Origin of the sequence: Actinokineospora sp. (assembly GCF_050699995.1) — a bacterium.
In the GTDB taxonomy this organism is placed as follows: domain Bacteria; phylum Actinomycetota; class Actinomycetes; order Mycobacteriales; family Pseudonocardiaceae; genus Actinokineospora.
In genome coordinates this window covers 1-23,077 of the sequence record NZ_JBOHGC010000128.1, presented here as the reverse complement: position 1 = coordinate 23,077, position 23,077 = coordinate 1, and the positions used below count along the sequence as shown (strand labels likewise).

The window sequence follows — 23,077 nt, the reverse complement described above, 5'->3', positions numbered from 1 at the left end:
GTACCCGCGTCGTGCTGCTCCAGCCAGCCGGTGATCGCCTGTTTCGCCTCGTCGACGGCCATCCCGTTCAGGTTCAGGCCCTCGTCGTTGGCGGAGTTGATCGCCGGGCCTTCGCCGATGTACGGGCCCTCGAACCCCTCCGGCGGCTGGACCGTGCGGATGATCGGCAGGCCGAACTTCTCGGCGTACTCCCAGTCGCGGGCGTCCTGCCCGGGGACGGCCATGATCGCGCCGGTGCCGTAGCCCATCAGCACGTAGTCGGCGACGTAGACCGGGATTTCCTTGCCGTTGACCGGGTTCACCGCGTGCGCGCCGGTGAAGACGCCGGTCTTCTCCTTGTTCTCCTGGCGGTCCAGGTCGGACTTGTTCGCCGCGACCCGGCGGTACTCGGCGACGGCTTCGGCGTGCTCGGCTGTCGTGATCACATCGACCAGCGGGTGCTCGGGGGCCAGGACCATGTAGGTCGCGCCGAACAGGGTGTCGGGGCGGGTCGTGAAGACCTCGATCTTGTGCTCCCCGACCGGGAAGCTGACCCTGGCGCCGTTGGACCGGCCGATCCAGTTGCGCTGCATCGCCTTGACCTTGTCCGGCCAGTCCAGGCGGTCCAGGTCGTCGATCAGGCGGTCGGAGTAGTCGGTGATCCGCATCATCCACTGGCGCAGGTTCTTGCGGAACACGGGGAAGTTTCCGCGCTCGCTGCGGCCGTCGGCGGTGACCTCTTCGTTGGCCACGACCGTGCCCAGGCCCGGCACCCAGTTGACCGGGGCGTCGGACAGGTAGACCAGGCGGTACTCGTTCAGCACGGCGTACTGCTCGGCGCGGGTCAGCTCACACCAGCCACGCCCGTCCGGGGTGTCGCGCTTGCCCTGGGCGAACTCGGCCTCCAGCTCGGCGATGGGCCGGGCCTTGCCGGCGTCGGCGTCGTACCAGGAGTTGAAGATCTGCAGGAAGATCCACTGCGTCCAGCGGTAGTAGTTCGGGTCGATCGTGGAGATCCGGCGCCGCTCGTCGTGGCCCAGACCCAGGCGGCGGATCTGCCGCAGATAGGTCTGGATGTTGTCCTCGGTGGTCTTGCGCGGGTGCTGCCCGGTCTGCACGGCGTACTGCTCGGCGGGCAGGCCGAACGCGTCGAAGCCCATGGTGTGCAGGACGTTGCGGCCGTTCATCCGGTGGTACCGGGCGAAGACGTCGGTGCCGATGAAGCCCAGCGGGTGCCCGACGTGCAGGCCCGCGCCCGAGGGGTACGGGAACATGTCCTGGACGAACAGCTTGTCCTGGGGAACCGGTCCGGCCAGCGGCCCGACGGGGTTCGGCGCGTGGTAGGTCCCGCGTTCCTCCCAGTGGTCCTGCCAGCGCTTCTCGATCCGACCGGCCAGCTCAGCGGTGTACCGGTGGCTCGGCACGGCATCGGCGGCGCTGGGCGTCTGAGGATCGGGGCTCATCAGTTTCCTTCCGGGGGTGCGTGCTCCTGAGGAAAAACGAAAACCCCCCAGCCCGCTTGGGCATGAGGGGTCGCCGCGCGTGACCTGTCGGTCAGCGCGGCCAACTAAGGAGCAGGCGGGCCGTACTCATGTCCAGAGGATAGCGCACGGGTCCGAACGGCTTTCGGAGATGACCGGGAACACACAGGTCAGGTGCCCGGCGAGGACGCCGCGAGCAATCTCCTACCATCGAGTGGTGAACCTCGTGCCGCTCGTGCCGCTCACCGCCGGTCTGCCGCTGCTCGCCGTCGGCTTCCTCGGCCTGACCGAGCGGCTGCCGCGCAACCGCTTCGGCGGTGTCCGCACCCCGGCCACCCTGCGCGACGACGACACTTTCCGACTCGGCAACAAGGTCGCGGGCCTGCCCACGATGGTGGCGGGCCTCGTCGGTGTCCTCGGCGGTGTCGTCGGTCTGCTGCTGTCGACCCCCACGGGCGCTCTCACGGTCGCGATCATCGTCACGATCGGCTTGCTCGCGATCACCGTCGGCGCCGGTGTGCTGGGCAACCGCGCCGCCGCGGCGATGCCCGAGCCCGCCCCCGAGCTTCCGGCGGGCTGCGCGGGCTGCCAGTGCGGCGGCTGCGGAGTCCTCGGCAAGGCGAAGAGCGCCTAGCGCCCTAGTTCGCTTTGACGTCGCCCGGGTGGGTGGCGAGTAGCGCCAGGGGCATGCCCTGGCGGCGCAGGACGCGGCCCCAGAGGTCTTCCTCCGCCGGGGCGAACACGTCGTTGGGCAGGGCGGGGACGACGATCCAGTCGCCGCGGTCGATCTCGTTCGCGAGTTGGCCGACGTCCCAGCCCGCGTAGCCCGCGAACACGCGCATGCCGCGGAACTTGGGGACGAGGACGTCCGGGTCGGCGTCCAAGTCGACCAGAGCCACCGGACCACGGACGCCGATCAGGCCCGTCACGCCGTCGACCAGTTCCCCGGTGTGCATCGCGGCCAGGCACAGCGCGGTCTTCTGCTCGACCGGGCCGCCGACGAACACCGAGTTCGGCTCCGACACGTGCCTGCCCCAGGTGGGCAGCACGTCGTCGACGGGGACGTCGCTGGGCCGGTTGAGGACGACTCCGAGCGTGCCTTCACTCCGGTGGTCGATGATGTAGACCACCGTGCGGCGAAAGTTGTCGTCGAGCAGGCTGGGCGCGGCTACCAGCAGCGTCCCTGGCTCGACGGAGGCGTCGGACGACACCACGCCATGATCCCATCCGCGCGGCGAGTGTGAACGGCCCGACCCTCCTTCGCGGTCGAGGGGAACGAAAGCGGGGGGTCCGTCGTTGATGATGAGGTCGGCACTGTGTGTCCCCCGGGCTCAACTAGAACCGCCTTCGTGGAATACCGCACGGCTGGAGCCACGTTGTGCAACTCGCCGTGAGGCGACCCGGTGCCGGTGTCGGGTGGGCGGTCCCTTTCGGGGCCGCCCATTCCGGCGTTCGGCGGCTTCCGCGGCGACGTAGGCTCAGCGTTCGTGAGCACGCGAGCGGATACCAGCCATCCCGCCGATCACGAGGCACACCACCTCCGGATCGGCGCGCGGAGGCTGCTGGCCATTCGCGACCTCCGCCGCCTGCTCTACAGCCGATTCGCCGCCCAGTGGGGCGACGGGATGCTCCAGGCGGGCCTCGCGGGCGCGGTCCTGTTCAACCCGGAACGCGAAGCGGACCCCCTCGCCATCGCCGCCGGGTTCACCGCCCTGCTGCTGCCGTACTCGCTCATCGGACCGTTCGCGGGCGCCCTGCTTGACCGGTGGGACCGACGCAACGTGCTGGTCGTGGCCAACGCCCTGCGTGGTCTGCTGATCCTGGTGACGGCCGTGACGGTCGCGGTGGGCGCCGACGCGCCGGTGCTCTTCACGCTGGCGCTGATCGTGGTCGGCATCAGCCGGTTCGTCGGATCCGGTCTCTCCGCGTCGCTGCCGCACGTCGTGCCGGTGCGCAACCTGATCGAGGCGAACGCGCTGGCCACGACCCTCGGCGCGGTCGTCGCGGTGACCGGCGCGGGCTGCGCGGTCGGGTTGCGGGCTCTGGTCGGCGCCGACGACATCGGCTCCGGGATCACCACGGCCGCGGCCACGCTCGGCTCGGTCGCCGCCGCGCTGGTCGCCGCCCGGTTCACGAAGGGCGCGCTGGGGCCCGACGAGGTCGACGAGCCGCCGCAGACGCTGGTCGCCATCGCGCACGGGCTGTTCGACGGCGCCCGGGCCGCGGTGCGCACACCGACCGTGCTCGCCGGGTTCGTGGCGCTGCTCGCGCACCGGGCCGCGTTCGGGATCCTGCTGCTGCTGACCGTGCTGCTGGTCCGGTTCCGCATGGAGACCGGGATGACCGGGCTCGGCGAGGTGGCGGGGATGGTCGGGCTCGGCATTCTGCTCGCCGGGCTGACGACCGCCCGGATCGTCGCCAAGTTCTACCGGCGCCGGACCATGGGCGCGGCGCTGATCGTGGGCGGCATAGCGGTCGTCGCGCTCGGGCTGCCGATGACGATGATCACGACGCTGGCCGCCGCGCTGGTGGTGTCCTACGCGGGCCAGATCGTGAAGCTCTGCGTTGACGCTGCCGTCCAGCGCGACATCGGCGACGAGGTCCGCGGCCGGGTGTTCGCCCTCTACGACACGCTTTTCAACGTCGCGCAGGTCGTCTCGGTGTCACTCGCGGCGCTGGTCGTCGCACCGGACGGGGCCTCACCGGGACTGTTCGCCGCCGCCGGCATCTGCTACCTGATCGGCCTCGCCGGCTTCGTCAACCTGAGCCGCAACCACCCCTAGCCCCTGTTCGGCCGCCCATTCGAGGAGCGCGGCGACGGCGTCGTCGTACTCCAAGGGGCCGCGGTCGAGGCGCAGTTCCTTGAGGAACGTCCACGCCTTGCCGACCATCGGCCCAGGCGGCAGCCCGAGCACCCGCATGATCTCGTTGCCGTCGAGGTCCGGCCGAACCTTGGCCAAGTCCTCCTCGGCGGCGATTCGCGCGACGCGCTCCTCAAGTCCGTCGTAGGTGCGCTGGAGCATGTTCGCCTTGCGCTGGTTGCGGGTGGTGCAGTCGGCGCGGACGAGCTTGTGCAGCCGGGGGAGCATCTCGCCCGCGTCGGTGACGTAGCGGCGGACAGCCGAGTCGGTCCACTCGCCGTTGCCGTAGCCGTGGAACCGCAGGTGCAGGAACACCAGCTTGGCGACCGACTCGGTGATGTCCTTTGAGTACCGCAGCGCCTTCAAGCGCTTGCGGACCATCTTCGCGCCGACGACCTCGTGGTGGTGGAAGCTCACGCCGCCGCCGGGGATGAGCCGCCGGGTGTCGGGCTTGCCGATGTCGTGCAGCAGCGCCGCGAGCCGCAGCACCAGGTCCGGTTCGGCGTCCTTGTCCTCGAGGTCGATCGCCTGGTCGAGCACGACCAGCGAGTGCTCGTAGACATCCTTGTGCTGGTGGTGCTCGTCGATCTCCAACCGCATCGCGGGCAGCTCCGGCAGCACATGGTCGGCCAGGCCGCTGTCCACGAGCAGGGCGATGCCTTCGCGCGGGTGCGCCCCGCAGAGCAGCTTCGACAGCTCCGCCTGAATCCGCTCGGGGGTGATCCGGGCGATCTCGCCGCTCATCGACGACAGCGCCTCGACCACGCGCGGCGCCGGGGTGAAGCCGAGCTGGCTGACGAACCGGGCGGCCCGCATCATCCGCAGCGGGTCGTCGGCGAAGGACTCCTGCGGGGTGGCCGGGGTGTCGAGCCTGCGCTCGGCCAGCGCGGACATGCCGTCATGCGGGTCGATGAATCGCTTTGTCGACAAGTCGATGGCCATCGCGTTGACCGTGAAGTCGCGGCGGACCAGGTCGGCCTCGATCGAGTCGCCGAACTGGACCTCGGGATTGCGGCTGACCCGGTCGTAGGCGTCGGACCGGAACGTGGTGATCTCACACGTCGTGCCCTGCTTGGTCGCGCCCACGGTGCCGAAGGCGATACCGGTGTCCCAGATCGCGTCGGCCCAGCCGCTCACGATCTTCATGATCTGCTCGGGCCGCGCGTCGGTGGTGAAGTCGAGGTCGTTGCCCATTCGGCCCAGCATCGCGTCGCGGACCGGGCCGCCGACGAGGAACAGGCGGTGGCCCGCCTGGGTGAACCGGGTGGCGAGATCATCGGCGATCGGCGAAACCCGCATGAGTTCCACTACCGCGTTCTGGGCGGCCTGCGCTGAGGAGACAGGCCGCGAGACTGGGGCAGACACAATGAACGAGCGTAACCGGTTATCCACAGGGTCGAGCGACGCCCGTCCCCGAGGTCGCCGATCGCATTACCATCGCGAACATGCCCCCGTCGTCCGGAAGGTCCCGAGGCGCCCGGACCGGGCGTCGCTTCCGCAAGCGCGGGCCGAAGCTGGCGACGGTCGACGAGACCTCGGCGGGCGGGTTGGTCCTCGACGCCGCGACCGGCCAGGTGGCCCTGATCGGCCGCCTCGACCGGCGGGGCAGGCTGCTGTGGTCGCTGCCCAAAGGGCACATCGAGCCCGGTGAGACCCCGGAGCAGACCGCGGTCCGCGAGGTTGCCGAGGAGACGGGGATCGAGGGCGAGGTCGTCCAGCCGCTGGGCACGATCGACTACTGGTTCATCGCCGACGGAGCCAAGCGCATCCACAAGACGGTGCACCACTTTCTGCTGGTCGCCCACTCCTACGAGCTCTCCGACGAAGACCTGGAAGTGACCGAGGTCGCGTGGGTGGCCTTCGACGACTTGGAGGCGAGACTCGCCTATGCGGACGAGCGCCGTCTGGTCCGAAAGGCGAGGCAACTACTCTCCGAGCATCCACTCTCACCCGGTCCGGTCGAACGCGACGAAGTCGGCCGAGGCTGACCCCATGGCTGGAGAGACTTCGTGATCACTCGACTGCGTCGCGCCGGACTGGCGACGCTGGCCGCGGTGCTGGTCGTGCTCGGTGCCCCACTCGGCGAGGCGACCGCCCAGACCACCGGACGCATCCGAGTCGACTTGGAGCAACTCACCCCGAGAGTCGCCGACGCGAACACCCAGACGGTCACGTTCACCGGAACGATCACCAATACGGGTGATCGCCGGATCGACGACATCCAGGTCCGCCTGGAGCGCGGCGACCTGCTCGTCGACGAGTCCGCGCTGCGCCGGGCGCTCGACGAGCCGCAGAAGACGAGCGCGCTGACCAAACCGACGGTGAGCGTGTTCAAGGACGTCAGCCGGACGCTGGAACGGGGCGAGTCCTCGCGCTTCGAGCTGACGGTGGGCCTCGGGCCGGAACGCGGTTCCCTCAAGATCGACAAGCCGGGCATCTACCAGCTGGTGCTGAACTTCAACGGCGTTCCGGACTTCGGCACGGCCGAGCGGATCGGCGCGCTGAGTGCGCTGCTGCCGGTCCTGTCGGTGCCCGGTGGCGACGCGATCGCCCGGCCCCCCGACCCGTCGAAGGTCGGGATGCTGTGGCCGCTGGTCGACGAGCAGCCCCGGCCCGTGGAGATCCCGGTCGTCGGGAAGCCGGTCTTCGCCGACGAGGGTCTGGCCGACTCCCTGAGCGGCGGCAGGCTGTTCAGCCTCCTCAACGCCGTCCAGCAGGCCGTCGTGGCCGACAACACGCTGCTGCGGTCGCTGTGCTTCGCGATCGATCCGGACCTCGTCCACCAGGTCGACCTGATGTCGAAGGGCTACCTCGTCAGGCGCAACGGCGTGGCGGGCGAAGGCAGGGGCCAGGAGACGGCCGCGCTCTGGCTGTCCGTGCTCCGCGACCTCACCAAGGGCCAGTGCGTGGTCGCGCTGCCGTTCGCCGACGCCGACCTCGTCGCGCTCTCCCGATCCGACACCGTCGACCTGCAGACCGTCGCCGTCTCCGGGTCGGACATCATCGAGAAGACGCTCGAGGTCAAACCGCAGGCGGGTGTCGTCTGGCCCGACGGTGGCACGCTCGACCAGCGCACCATCGCCGACCTGTCGAGCGCCCGGCGCACGACCGTGCTGGCCGACTCCGGCAAGCTCCAACAGGTTGTCGGGAAGGCTCCGCTGAGCCTGAGCGGCGACTCGGCGCGGGCCATTCCGTACGACACGCTGGTGGCCTCCTCCCTGGCCCCGCGCACGGGCGCCGAGTCGGCGGTCAAGACGTCCTCGGTGCAGAACGGGCTCGCGACCCTGGTTTTCCGCGGCGCGTTCACCGCCGGGCAGAACGTGCTGGTCGCACCCCCGCGTCGGTGGTCGGCGTCCATCGGCGAGCTGCGCGTGTTCCTGCAGACCCTGCAGGCGCTGCAGACCCAGGGCTACACCCTGCCGCTGCCCCTGCCCTCCCTCATCGAGCTTCCGGACCAGGGCAAAGCGGGCGGCCTGGACTACTCGGCGCAGGACAGCGCCGCCGAGGTGACCGCGCCGGTCACCGCCGAGATCGCCCGGATCAACACCGTCCAGCGTGAGCTGATCAAGAACGTCTTCACCAAGGACGCCACCGTCCTGATCGACCCCAGCGAGTTGCTCGCCCCCATCCGCGATGATCTGATCCGCGCGTCATCGACGGCGTGGCGCTCCCGGCCCGCCGAGGCGTCCAACGCGACAAGGCACGCGGGACAACAGCTCAAGGCGCTGTTGTCGCGGGTGACGATCAACGACTCCGGCGTCCCGCTCTCGCTCGCCTCGTCGGACAGCCCGATCCCGGCGTACATCACCAATGGCCTGCCGGTCGCCGTGCGCGCCAGGGTCAACGTGGGGGACACACCGGGCCTGCGGTCCGACCAGTCGGTCTATGTCCGCATCCCGGCCGGTCACTCGATGACCCAGTTCCTGCCGGTCTCGGTCAGCCGCGCGGGCCGCTTCACCGTCGACGTCTGGCTGACTACGGAGAGCGGCACCACGCTCGGTGCCACCTCCCGGGTGAAACTGAACTCCACCTCCTACGGCAGCATCACCCTGGCGGTCACGGGCACGGCGGCGGGCGTGCTGGTGCTGCTCGTCAGCCTGCGGCTGTTCCGCCGCATTCGCGCCAAGCGGATGGCCGCGGCCGCCGAGAACGATCTATAGGCGCGAAAGAGCGAGGACGACGACAGTGGAGCAGGGCGCACAGAAGAAGGCGGTGCCCTCACTGGCCCGCGCGACCGGGTCGATGGCCATCGCCACGATGGTCAGCCGAATCACGGGCTTCGGCTGGAAGCTGATGCTCGCGTGGCTGGTCGGCACCGACGTCCTCACCGACTCGTTCACCATCGCCAACACCCTGCCGAACATCATCTTCGAGCTGCTCATCGGCGGCGTGCTGGCCAGCATCGTTGTGCCGCTGCTGGTGCGTTCGCACGACGACCCCGACGGCGGCCAGACCTACGTCAACCGGCTGCTGACCGTCGGCATTACCGGCTTGGCCATCGGCACCGTCCTCGCCGTCGCCGCCGCGCCGCTGTTCACCAAGCTCTACATCGACGACTCGACTGGAAAGGCGAATCCCGAGCTGGCGACGGCGTTCGCGTACCTGCTGCTGCCGGAGATCCTGTTCTACGGCCTGTTCGCCCTGTGCTCGGCGATCCTGCAGGCCAAGCACGTGTTCGGGCCGACCGCCTGGGCGCCGGTGGTCAACAACCTGGTGATCATGGCGACGCTGGTGCTCTACCGGATCGTCCCCGGGGAGATCTCCCTCAATCCCGTCCGGATGGGCGACGCGAAGCTGCTGGTGCTGGGGATCGGCGTGACCCTGGGCATCGTCGTACAGGCGGTGATGCTCTTCCCCGCGCTCAAGCGCACCGGGTTCAAGTTCAAGTGGACCTGGGGTTTCGACGCGCGGCTCAAGGAGTTCGGCGGACTAGCCCTGTGGATCATCGGCTACGTCGTGATCAGCCAGGTCGGCATGGTGATCACCCAGCGGGTGCTCACCGCGGGCGAGGGCGGCGGCGTCACGATCTACAGCAATGCATGGCTGCTCTTCCAACTGCCGTACGGGATCATCGGCGTCTCGCTGCTGACCGCGATCCTGCCGCGGATGAGCCGCGCGGCGGCCGATGGCGACACCCAGCGCCTGGTCGACGACCTGTCCACGGGCAGCAGGCTGACTGCGGTGATGTTGGTCCCCATCAGCGCGCTGCTCACCGTGGCGGGCATCGCCATCGGTGTGGGGCTGTTCTTCGCCGGCGAGACACCGCTGGAGGAGGCCACCCGCCTTGGCACGGCGCTGGCCTTCTCGGCTTTCGGGCTGCTGCCGTACGCACTCGTGATGCTGCAGCTGCGGGTGTTCTACGCGATGAAGGACGCGCGTACCCCGACGCTGATCATGGGTGTGATGACCGTGGTCAAGATCCCGCTGCTCTACATGTGCGGCGCCGTGGTCGATCCCAAGCAGGTGGTGATCGGCGTCATGCTGGTCAATTCGCTCACCTTCGTGGTCGGCGCGGTGCTCGGCCAGATGTGGCTCTGGGTGCGGCTGGGGAACCTCCACAGCAAGAAGATCTTGACGGTGATCAGCAAGAGCGTGATCGCCGGTATGGGAGGAATCGGCTCCGCATGGCTGGTCACGCAGCTGCTTTTGCCCGGCACCATCGACTCACTGGGCCGCGGGTGGCTTGTGCTCATCGTCCAGACCGTGGTCGCGGCGCCGGTCATGGTCGGACTTCTGATGGCGCTGAAGGTGCCCGAACTCAAGCCCGCGACGAGCCGGATCACCCGACTCGCGCGCCGTGGGTAACGAGATGACCACCGGTCGGGGCGTGGTTTCACGTACCCTCGGCACGACCGGCGTGCTGGAGACAGAGTGACGACGAGGCGAACCGAGTACCCCACGGGCGAGAAAACGGCTGGCATCAGTGCCGGGCCGGGCTTCCTCGTCCCCGGTGGCGTGGTCGGCGACGGCCGTTACCGGCTCGTCGCCCAGTTCGGCGTCGACGAGCGGATGAACGCCCACTTCTGGCGAGCCCAGGACGGCTACCTGCGCCGCGATGTCGCGCTCACCCTGCTCGCGGGCGACCCGGGTGACGCTGCCGCCATGGCCGCCGCCCGGCGCACCCTGGAACGGGCGGCGCACGCCACCTCGCTGACGCATCCCGGCAAGGCCCGGGTGCTCGACGTGCTCAGCCAGGGCAGCGGGATCGGCGCCGGTGAGGGTCTCATCGGCATCATCGTGGCCGACTGGGTCCGCGGCACCGACCTGATCGACCTGGTCGCCGAGTACCCCGTGCCGTCGGCCATCGCGGCGAGCCTGCTCGAACCGCTCGCGAGCGCCGCCGAGCTGGCCCACCACACCGGTCTGGTCCTCGGCCTCGACCACCCGCAGCGAATCCGGGTCACCCCGCAGGGCGCGCTGTTCCTCGCGTTCCCGGGCGCGCAGGCGGAGGCGAGCCTGCACGACGACGTCCGCGGCCTCGGCGCGATCCTCTACCTGCTGCTCGCCGGCCGGTGGCCGCTGCCAGGCGGACCGCAGGGCGTCCCCGCCGCGCCGATCGGTCCGGACGGCCACGTCGTCGCGCCGCGCGCGCTGTACTCGTACATCCCGCAGGAGCTGTCCGAGGTCGCGCTGCGCTGCCTGTCCGGCGACGCGCTCGGTGGCATCCGCACCAGCGCCGGGCTGATCCGGGTCCTGGAGCGGGCGAAGTTCATCGACGACGAGACCCACCAGCTGCAGGCCGTCGCCGACGACGAGGAGTACGAGGACGACGGCACGGTCTGGACGACGCGGCGGCCCAGCAACGACCGCGCCACCCGGCGCAAGCTCGCCGTCGGCGTGACCGCGCTGGCCGTGGCCACGGTCGGCGTGCTGGCGTGGCTCGGCATGCAGGTCATCAGCTTCTTCGGCGACACCGAGCCGGGTGCGGGCGGCCCGACGATCGTGGCGACCGCCCCCGGCGGCAACCCGCAGAACGGTCCGCCGCCACCGCAGCCGGGTGAGCCGATCCAGGCCGCGGGCGTGCGGGTCTACAACGTCAAGGGCACACCGGACAACCCGCGGCGCGCCACCTTCGCGGTCGACGGCGACCCGAAGACCGCCTGGAAGACCGACGCCTACGCGCAGCCGTTCCCCGCGCTCAAGCCCGGGGTCGGGATCATGGCCTCGTTCGCCGAGCCGGTCCCGTTCGCCGAGGTCATCATCGACTCGCCGAGCGACGGCACCGTCATCGAGATCCGCACCGCGCCGACGGAGCGCCCGAAGCTGGACGAAACCAAGGTCATCGGCCGGGCGACGCTGCAGGCCGGGCAGACCAAGCTGCAGCTCGACAGCGCCGAACCCACCCAGCACGTGCTCATCTGGATCACCACCCTCGCCGACGGCAACGTCTCCGAACTGACCGAGATCCGCTTCGTCCGCGCCCAGTGACACGCGCTCGGTCGCGGTGACCATCAAAGCGACCGAGCCGCGCCGCCGAAGGCGGCGCCAAATTACCGCCCGATACGCTGTCCCGCGTGACCGCCGCCGCCAGTTCGGACGCCGACCTCATCGCGGCCCATGCCGCCGGGGATCCGCGCGCCTTTTCCGAGCTAGTCCACCGGCACCGCGACAGACTTTGGGCCGTCGCCCTGCGCACGCTGCGCGACCCCGAGGAAGCGGCGGACGCCCTGCAAGAGGCGTTCATCTCCGCGTTCCGCGCCGCCGGCTCATTCCGGGCCGAGTCCCAGGTCACCACCTGGCTGCACCGGATCGTCGTCAACGCCTGCCTGGACCGCGTCCGCAGACGGCAGGCCCGACCCACGGTGCCGCTGCCGGAGACCGGGCCCGGTGAGCCGGTCAGCCCGCGCGACGCCATGTCCGACCGGGAGACCAGCCTGGTCGTGCGCACCGCGCTCGCCGAGCTGTCCGAGGAGCAGCGGGTGCCTATCGTGCTGGTCGACGTCGAGGGCTATTCCGTGGCCGAGACGGCGAAGATGCTGGGCATCGCCGAGGGCACGGTGAAGAGCCGCTGCGCACGTGGCCGTGCCAAGTTGGCGAAAGTTCTCGGCCATCTGCGGAACCCGAGTGCAGATGCGAACGTCCCAGGTGACGCTATCGAACGGCGAGACGCGCCGACTCGGCGCCACTTGGAGGGACGATGACGGACGGGACTCGGGGCACTGGCATCCCCGACAGGTCGCCGTGGTCTGTCGACTTGCTCGCCGACCTGCACGCGGGCGTGTTGGACCCGCGGGAGAGCACCCAGCTGTGGGCCCAGGTCAACACCGACCCGCAGGCCCGGGCGATCATCGACGCGCTCGACTCGGTCAAGGACGGTCTGGAGCAGCTGCGTGACGCTCCCGCGCCGCCCATGCCCGCGCACTTCGCCGCCCGGCTCGACGCCGCACTCGACGCCGAGGCCCGCCGCGCGTTCACCGGTCAGCAGGCAGGCGCCCCGGTCATCGACCTGGCCGAGGCCAGGCGCAAGCGTTCCCGCCGCATGGCGTGGGGTGTCGGCGCCCTGACCGCGGCGGCCGCCGCTGTCGCGGTGACGGTCGCGGTGCTGCCCGGTGCCAAGCAGACCACCGACGGTGTCGCGGCCCCGGTGCCGTCGGCGTCGGAGGGCACGAACGAGGAGCCGCCGCTCGCGGTGAAGAGCGAGGACATCGGCAGCGTCGCGGGACAGCTCGGTGGCAAGAAGGACTACGGCCCGCTCAAGGACCAGGCCGGTCTCGACAAGTGCATCGGGGCCAGCGGGCTCGACCCGGCGAAGGCGCAGACCATCGGCGTCCGGCCGGTCACGCTCGACGAGAAGCCTGGTGTGATGGCGATGCTCACCACCGGCGAGGCCACCAAGTTCCGCATCCTGGTCGTCCAAGCCGACTGCACCGAGCTGTTCAACGGCACGATCGGCCGCTGAACCACCTGATCGCAAACGTTTGCGGGGGATCTCTGCCGAGGTCCCCCGCACTCGTGTGCCCTGTCACCGACAGCGGCGGAACAACCGGCCCCTACGATCGCGTTGACATCCAATGCGACCGGGCAAGACGTCCGGCGGAGTCGATGGAGGGCACATGCCTGCGGACGTGGACCAGATCCGGAACCTGATCATCGTCGGGTCCGGGCCAGCCGGGTACACCGCGGCCGTGTACGCCGCGCGCGCCCAGCTCGAACCGCTGGTCTTCGAGGGGTCCCAGTTCGGCGGCGCCCTGATGACCACCACCGAGGTCGAGAACTTCCCCGGCTTCCGCGACGGCATCATGGGCCCGGACCTGATGGAGCAGATGCGCGCGCAGGCCGAGCGCTTCGGCGCCGAACTGCGTCCCGAGGACGTCGAGTCGGTCGAGCTGACCGGCGAGATCAAGTACGTGACCGCCAACGGGACCCGCCACGCGGCGAAGGCCGTGGTGCTCGCCATGGGCGCGGCCGCCCGCTACCTCAACGTGCCCGGTGAGCAGGAACTGCTCGGCCGCGGCGTCTCCGCCTGCGCCACCTGCGACGGGTTCTTCTTCCGCGACCAGGACATCGCCGTGCTCGGCGGCGGCGACTCCGCGATGGAGGAGGCCACCTTCCTCACCCGGTTCGCCAAGTCGGTCACGATCATCCACCGGCGCGAGGAGTTCCGGGCGTCGAAGATCATGCTGGAACGGGCCAGGGCCAACGAGAAGATCCGCTGGCAGCTCAACACCGCGGTCACCGAAGTCCTCGGCGACACCAGCGTGACCGGCCTCAAGATCGCCGACAGGGTCACCGGCCTGGTCTCCGAACTCCCGGTCACCGGCTTCTTCGTCGCGATCGGCCACGACCCGCGCAGCGCGCTGGTCAACGGCCAGGTCGACCTCGACGACGCGGGCTACGTGCTGGTCAAGGGGCAGAGCACCTACACCAACATCGACGGTGTGTTCGCCGCCGGTGACTTGGTCGACCACGAATACCGCCAGGCCATCACCGCCGCGGGCTCCGGCTGCGCGGCCGCGATCGACGCCGAGCGCTGGCTCGCCGAGCACGGCGAGGCGCACGCCGAGATGGCGTCCGAGTTCGTCGGCGGCGGCTACGCCTCCGCCAGCTGACCATCCACCAACACCACAGGGAGAGAAGATGGCAGGCAACACCGTCGTCGTCACCGACAACTCGTTCGCGGATGACGTCCTCATCAGCGACAAGCCCGTTCTCGTGGACTTCTGGGCCACCTGGTGCGGCCCGTGCAAGATGGTCGCCCCGGTGTTGGAGGAGATCGCCCGCGACAACCCGGACAAGATCACCGTCGCCAAGCTCGACATCGACAAGAATCCCGGCATCGCCCGCGACTACAAGATCATGTCGGTGCCGACCATGATCTTGTTCGAGAAGGGCCAGCCGGTGAAGACCATCGTCGGCGCCAAGCCCAAGGCCGCCATCCTCAAGGACCTCGAGGACTATCTCGCCTGATAAAACCGGGTGGCGAAGCAACCCGAACCCGGGGTTCGCGCGTCTCGTTAAGGACGCAGGGCCCCGGGTTCGGCGTTTCTCTCACCCACCCACGCCCCTTCCGCGAAGTGGCCAGGCTGACAGGGCACAATGATGAGCTGTCAGGAACCGCTCCGGCTCCGCCGGAGCCCAACCGGAGAGCGAGGGTGCATGCGGGTACTCCGCCGCGGCGATGGGGGTCCTGCTGTAGCCGAGGTCCGGTCCACGCTTCTTGCGCTGGGCCTGCTGCCTTCGGTCACCGGCACGACTGAACCTGGGGTGTTCGACCAGGCCATGGAACACGCCGTTCGCGCCTTCCAGCAGCAGCGAGGCCTGATCACCGACGGTCTCGTCGGCCCGGCCACCTACCGCGCCCTGCGCGACGCGACCCACCAGCTCGGTGGCCGTCCGCTCGCGTTCATGGTCTCCGCCCCGATCACCGGCGACGACGTGCTCACCCTGCAGGAACGCCTGCTGGAACTCGGTTACGACGCGGGTCGGCCCAACGGCGTCTTCGGCGCCCAGACCGAGTCCGCCCTGCGCAACTTCCAGCGCGACTACGGCCTCACGGTCGACGGCATCTGCGGCCCGGAAACGGTCCGCGCCCTGCGCCAGCTGTCCCCCCGCGCCCGCGGCGGCCGCCCGGTCCTGCTGCGCGAACAGGAGCGGGTCCGCAAGGCCGGTCCGCGCCTGCGCGGCAAGCGGATCGTCATCGACCCGGGCCACGGCGGCGCCGACACCGGCCTGTCGGTCGGCGGCATCAACGAGTCCGACCTGATGTGGGACCTGGCCAGCAGGCTCGAAGGCCGCATGGTCGCCACCGGCATGGAGGCCTTGCTTTCCCGCGGCCGCGAGCAAAACCCGCCGGACGAGGCCCGCGCGGCGTTCGCCAACGAGGCGGGCGCCGACCTGTTCCTGTCGCTGCACACCGACTCGAACGCCTCCCCGCACGCCCAGGGTGTCGCGAGCTTCCACTTCGGCAGCGGCAACGGCACCACGTCGACTCTCGGCGAGGCCATGGCCGGGCTGATCCAGCGCGAGCTGGCCATGCGCACCGGCCTTCGGGACTGCGGGACACACCCTAAGACGTGGGACATCCTGCGCCTCACCCGCTGCCCGGCGGTCCGCATCGAGATCGGCTACCTCACCAACGTCGACGACCGCACGCGGCTGTCCGACCCGGCCTTCCGCGACGTCGTCGCCGAGGGCATCCTGGTCGCGGTCAAGCGGCTCTACTTGCTCGGTGAGAACGACCAGCCGACCGGCAGCTTCACCTTCGCCGACGTCCTGGCCCACGAGTTGCTGGCCAAGGCGGAGTAGTAGCTGGGTCCTGTCCCGTGCGGGCAGGACCTACCGCTGGAGGACCGGGCTGGCGGTGCTCACCGAGACCGTCCCCAGCAAACGCTCCAGCGCCGCCTCGACGTCTTCCTTCCAGGTGATGGCCGAGCGCAGTTCAAGGCGCAGGCGGGGCCACCGGGGGTGCGGGCGCACGGTCTTGAAGCCGACGCTCGTCAGGAAGTCGGCGGGCACGACGCAGGAGCGCTCCTCGTCGGGCTGGGCGTCGCCGAAGGCCTCGATCGCCTTGACGCCGCGCCGGGTCAGGTCTTTCGCGACGGCCTGGACCAGCATCCGGCCGAGCCCGCCACCGCGGAACTCCGGCACGACGTGGAAGCCGGTCAACACGACCGAATCGGCGCTCACCGGCGAAGTCGGGAAGGCGGAAGCCCGCGGGACGGCGTTCGGCGGCGCGTAGAGGACGAACCCGACGGGCAGCTTGTCGCTGTACACGACGCGCCCGCACGAACCCCACTCCAAAAGGACGCTCGAAACCCAGGCTTCCTTTTCGAGTTCGCACGTGCCGAACTCCTCAGCCTGCTCTTTGAGGTGCGGCGCTAGTTCCCAGTACACGCATCCGCGACAGTGCTTCGGAAGGTGCTCCAGGTTGTCCAACGTGACGCCTACAACGCGTCGCGACACCCAACCTCCCGCACACATGCAATGCCTCGCGGAACGACCGTCCGCAGGAGGACGGCGTGATACCCAACCCAGAATAGGACCATGTGCCCTGCGCGGGAACCGTTGAAGCGATAATCAGGGCTAAGTCACCTGTCCGGTTACACTCGATTGATCTACCTGCACCAACGGAGCGCCCGATGACGCCTGGACAGCCGCCGGAAAGACTCGGTGCGCGCAGCCTCGACCCGCACCTGCAGCGTTACGCCGCGCGAGCGACGGGGATGACGGCATCCGAGGTGCGCGCACTGTTCGCCGTGGCCAGCCGTCCGGAGGTCGTCTCGCTCGCGGGCGGCATGCCGAACCTGGCCGCACTGCCGCTGGACTTCCTGGCCGAGCAGGTCGCATCGATCATCACCGACGAGGGTCTCACCGCGCTGCAGTACGGCTCGGCGCACGGCGTCCCGCTGCTGCGTGAGCAGATCTGCGAGGTGATGGCCCTGGAGGGCGTCACCGGCCACCCCGACGACCTGGTCGTCACCGTCGGCTCGCAGATGGCGCTGGACCTGGTGACCCGCATCTTCTGCGACCCGGGCGACATCGTGCTGGCCGAAGGCCCGTCGTACGTGGGCGCCCTGGGCACCTTCGCGTCGTACCAGGCCGACGTCCGGCACGTCGCCATGGACGAGCACGGCTTGGTCCCCGAGGCGCTGCGGGCCGCGCTGGGTGCGGCCCAGCAGGCGGGCCGCCGGGTGAAGTTCCTCTACACGATCCCCAATTTCCAGAACCCCGCGGGCGTGACGATGGCGGTGTCGCGTCGGGCCGAGGTGCTCGACATCTGCGCGCGCCACGACGTGCTCGTCATCGAGGACAACCCGTACGGCCTGCTCGGCTTCGACGGCCAGATCTACCCGGCGCTGCGGTCGATGGACGCCGACAACGTGATCTACCTCGGGTCGTTCTCCAAGACCTTCGCCTCCGGGCTGCGCGTCGGCTGGGCGCTGGCGCCGCACGCGGTGCGCGAGAAGCTGGTGCTGGCGGCCGAATCCGCGTCGCTGTGCCCGCCCACGCTCAACCAGCTGATCGTGTCGCGCTACCTCTCGACGCACGACTGGAAAGGTCAGATCAAGTCCTTCCAGTCGATGTACCGCGAACGCCGCGACGCGCTGCTGTCCGGGCTGGAGCAGCACATGCCCGCGGGCTGCACGTGGACCCGGCCCGACGGCGGGTTCTTCGTCTGGATGACCGTGCCCGAAGGCGTGGACACCAAAGCGATGCAGCCCCGCGCGGTCACCGCCCGAGTCGCCTACGTCCCCGGAACCGGTTTCTACGCCGACGGTTTCGGCAGCAGGCAGATGCGGCTGTCGTTCTGCTACCCGCCGCCTGAGCGGATCTCCGAGGGTGTGCGCAGGCTCGCCGGCGTGCTCACCGAGGAGATCGAGCTGCTCAACACCTTTGGTCCGTCGACGAGCCGTTCGCTGTCCGGGCCGCAGACACCCACGCCCGACACCGCGTGATCAATCGAATCGTCAGGGAGTTCGCTGTGACCGATCGCTTCGTGGCCGTACTCGCCGGAGGCCTGTCCCACGAGCGCGATGTGTCGTTGAGGTCCGGCAGGCGGATCTCCGCCGCGCTGCGGACGGTCGGCGTCACGGTGGAGGAGTGGGACGCCGACGCGAACCTGCTGCACCGGCTGCATGAGCACCGGCCCGACGCCGTCGTCGTCGCGCTGCACGGCGGCGAGGGTGAGAACGGCTCGATCCAGACGATCTTGGACCTGCTGTCGATCCCGTACGTGGGCACCGACCCGGACGCGTGTCGCCGGTCGTGGGACAAGCCGACCGCGAAGGCGGAGCTGGCGCGCGCGGGGGTGCTGACCCCGGACTGGGTCGTGCTGCCGCACAGCACGTTCCGCGAACTGGGTGCCGCGCCCGTGCTGGAGTCGATGGTGCAGCGGCTCGGTCTGCCGCTGATGCTCAAGCCGGACAAGGGCGGCTCGGCGCTCGGCGCCCAGGTCGTTCGCGACGCGGCGAACCTGCCGACCGCGATGGTCGGGTGCCTCGCCTACAGCGACGCGGTCCTCGCCGAGAAGTTCGTCGACGGGGTCGAGGTCGCGGTCACGGTGATCGACGGGCCGGACGGGCCCGAGGCGCTGCCCGCGGTCGAGATCGTCCCGGAGAGCGGCGTCTACGACTACACCGCCCGCTACACCGCCGGCCTCACGACGTTCCACACCCCGGCTCGGCTCGACCCGAAGACCGCCGACGCTGTCGCCGAACTCGCGGTGACCGCGCACAAGCTCCTCGGCCTCCGCGACATCTCGCGGACCGACGCCGTCATCGATCCGTCCGGCGCGGTCCACTTCCTCGAAGTGAACCTCTCGCCGGGACTGACCGAGACGTCGCTGGTGCCGATGGCGGTCGAGGCGGCCGGTCGGTCGCTCGGCGCGATCTATGCCGGGCTGATCGACCGGGCCATCGCCCGCTCACGGTAAGTCAGATTTGAACCACTGAGCGCCATCGTCACCGTGACGTAAGTACCCGGTGTGATCCCTTGCGGGATTTCTATGTCTGAATTGTCCCATTTTCGGCCATCATGCCGACGATGCGTTCAAGGTCGTCAACCGACCCGAATTCGACGACGATCCGGCCTTTTCGCTTCCCGAGTTCGACTCGGACGCGGGTGTCGAACTTGTCCGACAGCCGCTCGGCGACATCTTGGAGGCCGGGGGCGACAATCGGCTTGCGCGGCGCGGGCTTCGGCTTGGCGGCGGGTGCGCTCTTCGCGAGCGTGACCGCTTCCTCGGTCGCGCGCACCGACAGGCCCTCGGCAACGATGCGGGTCGCCATCTCCTCTTGATCACCCGGCTCCTCAAGCCCGAGCAGAGCACGCGCGTGTCCGGCCGACAGCACACCCGCGGCTACTCGTCGCTGCACGGGGAGGGGGAGTTTGAGCAGCCGGATCGTGTTGGTGATGACCGGCCTGCTGCGCCCGATGCGGGCCGCCAAGTCCTCGTGCGTCACCTCGAACTCTTCGAGCAGCTGCTGATAGGCGGCCGCTTCTTCGAGGGGGTTGAGCTGAACCCGGTGGATGTTCTCCAGCAGCGCGTCGCGCAACATGGCGTCGTCAGCGGTCTGCCGGACGATCGCGGGGATGCGCTTCAGCCCGGCCCGCTGCGAGGCACGCAGCCTGCGCTCGCCCATGACGAGCTCGTACTTGTCGTCACCCAGTTCGCGAACCACGATCGGCTGCATGAGCCCGAACTCGCGGATCGAGTGCTCCAACTCGGCGAGCGCGTCCTCGTCGAACACCTGCCGCGGCTGCTTCGGGTTCGCCACGATCGACGCCGTGTCGATCTCCCGGTAGACCGCGCCCGCGACGGTGCCGCTGTGGCTGGGGGCCTGGTGGTTGTTGCTCAGCCCCTCGATCCGCACCGGCACCCGTGGTGTCGACACGTCGACGGGAGGCGGCGGCGGGCCTTGGGGGATGAGTGCGGCCAGGCCGCGACCCAGGCCGCCCTTGCGTCCGGCTGGTCCGGTCATTCCTTTACCCCTGCTCCTCGGAAAGCGACTTCACGCGCGGCGTCCAGGTACGACATGGCGCCGCGGGAGCCTGGGTCGTAGGCGAGCACGGTCTGGCCGTAGCCGGGGGCTTCGGAGACCTTCACGCTGCGCGGGATGACGGTCTTGAGGACCGTCTCGCCGAAATGGTGGCGGACCTCGGAGGTCACCTGGTCGGCGAGCTTGGTGCGACCGTCGTACATCGTCAGCAGGATCGTCGAGACGGTCAGCTCACGGTTCAGGTGGCTCTGCACGAGCTCGATGTTGCGCAGCAGCTGGCTGAGTCCCTCAAGTGCGTAGTACTCGCACTGGATGGGGATCAGGACTTCCTGGGCGGCGACCATCGCGTTGACGGTCAGCAAACCGAGCGACGGCGGGCAGTCGATGAAGACGTAGTCCGGGTTGAGCTGGTCGAGCGCCTCGTCGGAGAGCGCCTCCTTCAGCCGGGACTCGCGGCCCGCCATCGAGACCAGCTCGATCTCGGCGCCTGCCAGGTCGATCGTGGCGGGCACGCAGAAGAGGAGATCGGACTGGTCGCTGGTCTGCGCGGCGTCCGCGAGGGTGACCTCGCCAAGGAGCACCTCGTAGACAGACGGCGTCCCGGACCGGTGGTCAACCCCGAGCGCGGTGCTGGCGTTGCCCTGCGGGTCGAGGTCGATCACCAGGACGCGCAGCCCGTGCATGGCGAGCGCGGCGGCCAGGTTGACCGCGCTGGTCGTCTTCCCGACCCCACCCTTCTGGTTGGCGACAGTCAGCACCCGCCGGTGGGTGGGCCGGGGAAACGGCGCCTCCGGGTGCTTCATCCGGGTAGCCCGAGCCGCCTCTTCAGCGATGGGCGTCCACCCCGCGACGGATGCGGGCGACGGCTGAGTCACTGGTTCTTCCCCCTCGAAAGCCGTTGTTTCACGTGGAACATCCTCGCTCCGTTCTCAGGCACGGTATGCACCCTGATCCTTCCTTGTCCGCCTGCGCGTCGTCGCCACCCGGTCGACCACCACGACGGTCGTCGGTGTGTCGAGGACATCGGCCCCGCAGGTCTCGACCCGCGGATCGGCGCCACCCAGTCTGGCCACGGCCTGCCGGTCCCGTTCGATCTCCTCAACCGCACTGCTGCCCTTGAGCGCCACCAAGCGGCCGCCGACTCGAAGCAACGGGAGACACCACCCGCACAACTTGGCAAGCGGGGCGACAGCCCGGGCGGTGACCACATCGGCACCGGCGACGTCGTCCTTGATGCTCGGTTCCTCGGCTCGGCCGCGGAGAACGATGACCGACGTCAGTCCGAGAGTCTCCACGACCTCGTCCAGCCACGCCACCCGTCGGGCCATAGGTTCCACAAGAACTATCTGAAGATCCGGCCGCGCGATGGCCAACGGGATGCCGGGCAGCCCCGCACCCGACCCAACGTCGACCACCCGGGCCTCCTGCGGCATCTGCTCGGCCACCACAGCGGAGTTGAGGACGTGCCGATCCCAGAGCCGCTCGACCTCGCGGGGCCCGATAAGTCCCCGCTCCACCCCATGCTCAGTCAGCAACCCAACGAACCGCTCCGCAAGTTCCAGCCGATCTCCGAACACAGCGGCGGCGGACGCCGCGACGGTCCGGTCAACGTTGGTCATACCGAATGAGTCCCATCCCGATGTTTCACGTGAAACCGTGCACTGCGATTGTCGCTGATGCCCAACAGTGGGTCCGCAGGCGCTCCGCATGTTTCACGTGAAACATCGAGATTAACTGGACGAAGGTGCCCGACGCCTAGCCGTCCAACACGAGCCGCCCGAGTTTGGAACAACCTCGCTTGCGTCAATCCGGTTGGCACTTTCGCCCTGCCGTCTGACAGCGCCTCGTGATGAGGGCACTTGCAGGTTCTGCTGGCAGTTCTGAGTACTGCCAATCCACCTCTACGTCGGGAGGACGGGGGTCGACTCCACCTTCCGCCTGGTCCCGGACATCGTTGCCGTACGGGTCGACGGTCGATGAAACATGTGGCAACCGCCTGCGCACGGCGCATACACCATTCGCTCCCCGCATCGACCGATGCGTGTGATCTTCCCCTGTAACCGAGACCGACCGACCGCTCGTTGTTCGACACTGCGACCGGTCCGTCATGACATGTGGCAAACCCCTCGACAACATCGTGGTACCACTAAGTGGAGATCGTGATCACCTTTTAGGCGATCTTTAGCGACCTCCAGAACTCACCGGCAAAGCTCGTTGCTGGACGCCGGTGAAGCAGGCGCGCCGTGGAGTCGCTTCCGTAGGGCGGCATCGCACAAGCTAGTACCTAGAAGGGGTTCAACACATGCGCAAGAAACTGTCGACCGGAATACGGGTCGCCTCCGGACTGGCCATTGGGGCGTCCATGGTGCTCGTAGGGACATCACCGGCCTCGGCGGCTCTCGGCAAGACCGAAACGGCAGCGGCAAGTTGCGGCTACTACCACTCCAGCGACGGCTGGGTGAAGTACAAGAACTGCAGCGACAACAAGTACAAGGTGTGGGTGGACACGTTGGACAACAAGAACGAGTACTGGTTCTGCGCAAGCGCGTGGAGCGATCGGGCTCTTGGATCCACCCACTACATCACTTGGGCCCACGCATTCGAACGCTGCTAAACAACGCTTGCTTCTGCGCACGTCGACGAGCGGCTGGCTTCGGGCGCCGGTCGCCGGAGGGCACCGGACGCCGCTATGTCCCTAAGGGTCAATCTCCTCGTCGCTGCGGTTCGTCCGAAGTTTCCCGGTCCTGCCAGTTCCGTCCCTTGTGACCCGGCGGAGCGCGGAAGCAGTTGTTTCACGTGAAACGCAAAGGCGCGGCCC

Annotated in this window: 21 protein-coding genes; 14 read left to right on the top strand and 7 right to left on the bottom strand. The window is 69.1% G+C overall.

Features of this window, described 5'->3' with window-relative positions:
* Positions 1-1,442: class I tRNA ligase family protein (locus ACRDSQ_RS07635; RefSeq protein ID WP_431419957.1), on the bottom strand; the 1,442-nt coding region annotated here is incomplete at its 3' end.
* A 235-nt stretch (positions 1,443-1,677) separates the two neighbouring features.
* Between ACRDSQ_RS07635 and ACRDSQ_RS07630 the strand changes: the two genes are divergently transcribed.
* Positions 1,678-2,094 (top strand): SdpI family protein, encoded by a 417-nt coding sequence (locus ACRDSQ_RS07630; protein ID WP_431419955.1) that lies wholly within the window; start codon positions 1,678-1,680, stop codon positions 2,092-2,094.
* A gap of 4 nt (positions 2,095-2,098) precedes the next feature.
* Here the strand turns inward: ACRDSQ_RS07630 and ACRDSQ_RS07625 are convergent, their stop codons facing one another.
* Complete coding sequence (locus ACRDSQ_RS07625) at positions 2,099-2,674, bottom strand: YqgE/AlgH family protein (RefSeq protein WP_431419954.1); 576 nt, start codon at positions 2,672-2,674, stop codon at positions 2,099-2,101.
* Between the two features lie 273 nt (positions 2,675-2,947).
* On the opposite strand from ACRDSQ_RS07625, the gene ACRDSQ_RS07620 reads away from it, so the two are divergent.
* The gene (locus ACRDSQ_RS07620) at positions 2,948-4,243 is read left to right on the top strand and encodes an MFS transporter (RefSeq protein WP_431419952.1); all 1,296 of its coding nucleotides are present in this window, start codon (positions 2,948-2,950) and stop codon (positions 4,241-4,243) included.
* On the opposite strand, the gene ACRDSQ_RS07615 is transcribed toward ACRDSQ_RS07620, so the two are convergent.
* Positions 4,160-5,620 carry a CCA tRNA nucleotidyltransferase gene (locus ACRDSQ_RS07615; protein ID WP_431419958.1) on the bottom strand — a complete coding sequence of 487 codons (1,461 nt, stop codon included), beginning with the start codon at positions 5,618-5,620 and terminating at the stop codon, positions 4,160-4,162. The genes ACRDSQ_RS07620 and ACRDSQ_RS07615 overlap by 84 nt on opposite strands.
* A 146-nt stretch (positions 5,621-5,766) precedes the next feature.
* Between ACRDSQ_RS07615 and ACRDSQ_RS07610 the strand changes: the two genes are divergently transcribed.
* The 9 genes from ACRDSQ_RS07610 to ACRDSQ_RS07570 all read left to right on the top strand — a co-directional run bounded on the left by ACRDSQ_RS07610 (position 5,767) and on the right by ACRDSQ_RS07570 (position 16,066).
* On the top strand, positions 5,767-6,309 hold the full coding sequence (locus ACRDSQ_RS07610) for an NUDIX hydrolase (protein WP_431419950.1): 543 nt from the start codon (positions 5,767-5,769) through the stop codon (positions 6,307-6,309).
* A gap of 21 nt (positions 6,310-6,330) precedes the next feature.
* Positions 6,331-8,481: a DUF6049 family protein gene (locus tag ACRDSQ_RS07605; protein WP_431419949.1), complete on the top strand. Its 2,151-nt coding sequence runs from the start codon at positions 6,331-6,333 to the stop codon at positions 8,479-8,481.
* Positions 8,482-8,506: 25 nt separating this feature from the next.
* Positions 8,507-10,126: a murein biosynthesis integral membrane protein MurJ gene (gene murJ, locus ACRDSQ_RS07600; RefSeq protein ID WP_431419947.1), complete on the top strand. Its 1,620-nt coding sequence runs from the start codon at positions 8,507-8,509 to the stop codon at positions 10,124-10,126.
* Between the two features lie 66 nt (positions 10,127-10,192).
* The gene (locus ACRDSQ_RS07595) at positions 10,193-11,749 is read left to right on the top strand and encodes a protein kinase family protein (RefSeq protein ID WP_431419945.1); all 1,557 of its coding nucleotides are present in this window, start codon (positions 10,193-10,195) and stop codon (positions 11,747-11,749) included.
* 86 nt (positions 11,750-11,835) lie between these two features.
* Positions 11,836-12,462 (top strand): RNA polymerase sigma factor SigM, encoded by a 627-nt coding sequence (gene sigM / locus ACRDSQ_RS07590; protein ID WP_091376888.1) that lies wholly within the window; start codon positions 11,836-11,838, stop codon positions 12,460-12,462.
* Positions 12,459-13,220 carry a hypothetical protein gene (locus ACRDSQ_RS07585; protein WP_431419943.1) on the top strand — a complete coding sequence of 254 codons (762 nt, stop codon included), beginning with the start codon at positions 12,459-12,461 and terminating at the stop codon, positions 13,218-13,220. The genes sigM and ACRDSQ_RS07585 overlap by 4 nt, the downstream gene beginning before the upstream one ends.
* 154 nt (positions 13,221-13,374) lie before the next feature.
* Positions 13,375-14,370, top strand: a complete 996-nt coding sequence (trxB, locus tag ACRDSQ_RS07580; RefSeq protein WP_431419941.1) for a thioredoxin-disulfide reductase — start codon at positions 13,375-13,377, stop codon at positions 14,368-14,370.
* 28 nt (positions 14,371-14,398) lie between these two features.
* Complete coding sequence (trxA, locus tag ACRDSQ_RS07575; RefSeq protein WP_431419940.1) at positions 14,399-14,728, top strand: thioredoxin; 330 nt, start codon at positions 14,399-14,401, stop codon at positions 14,726-14,728.
* Positions 14,729-14,917: 189 nt separating this feature from the next.
* Complete coding sequence (locus ACRDSQ_RS07570; protein ID WP_431419938.1) at positions 14,918-16,066, top strand: N-acetylmuramoyl-L-alanine amidase; 1,149 nt, start codon at positions 14,918-14,920, stop codon at positions 16,064-16,066.
* A 30-nt stretch (positions 16,067-16,096) separates the two neighbouring features.
* Here the strand turns inward: ACRDSQ_RS07570 and ACRDSQ_RS07565 are convergent, their stop codons facing one another.
* A complete protein-coding gene (locus ACRDSQ_RS07565; protein WP_091376902.1) occupies positions 16,097-16,723 on the bottom strand; it encodes a GNAT family N-acetyltransferase in 627 nt (208 codons plus the stop codon).
* A gap of 176 nt (positions 16,724-16,899) precedes the next feature.
* On the opposite strand from ACRDSQ_RS07565, the gene ACRDSQ_RS07560 reads away from it, so the two are divergent.
* Positions 16,900-18,216 (top strand): PLP-dependent aminotransferase family protein, encoded by a 1,317-nt coding sequence (locus ACRDSQ_RS07560; protein ID WP_431419937.1) that lies wholly within the window; start codon positions 16,900-16,902, stop codon positions 18,214-18,216.
* Positions 18,217-18,242: 26 nt separating this feature from the next.
* Positions 18,243-19,193: a D-alanine--D-alanine ligase family protein gene (locus ACRDSQ_RS07555; RefSeq protein WP_431419935.1), complete on the top strand. Its 951-nt coding sequence runs from the start codon at positions 18,243-18,245 to the stop codon at positions 19,191-19,193.
* A 70-nt stretch (positions 19,194-19,263) separates the two neighbouring features.
* Here the strand turns inward: ACRDSQ_RS07555 and ACRDSQ_RS07550 are convergent, their stop codons facing one another.
* The 3 genes from ACRDSQ_RS07550 to rsmG form a co-directional block, all read right to left on the bottom strand.
* Positions 19,264-20,241, bottom strand: coding sequence for a ParB/RepB/Spo0J family partition protein (locus tag ACRDSQ_RS07550; RefSeq protein WP_431419933.1), 978 nt, complete (start codon positions 20,239-20,241; stop codon positions 19,264-19,266).
* Entirely contained in the window at positions 20,238-21,062 is an 825-nt protein-coding gene (locus ACRDSQ_RS07545) for a ParA family protein (RefSeq protein ID WP_431419931.1), read from the bottom strand. The genes ACRDSQ_RS07550 and ACRDSQ_RS07545 overlap by 4 nt, the downstream gene beginning before the upstream one ends.
* Positions 21,063-21,188: 126 nt before the next feature.
* Complete coding sequence (rsmG, locus tag ACRDSQ_RS07540) at positions 21,189-21,878, bottom strand: 16S rRNA (guanine(527)-N(7))-methyltransferase RsmG (RefSeq protein WP_431419929.1); 690 nt, start codon at positions 21,876-21,878, stop codon at positions 21,189-21,191.
* 683 nt (positions 21,879-22,561) lie between these two features.
* On the opposite strand from rsmG, the gene ACRDSQ_RS07535 reads away from it, so the two are divergent.
* Positions 22,562-22,873, top strand: coding sequence for a hypothetical protein (locus ACRDSQ_RS07535; RefSeq protein WP_431419927.1), 312 nt, complete (start codon positions 22,562-22,564; stop codon positions 22,871-22,873).
* Positions 22,874-23,077 lie beyond the last annotated feature (204 nt).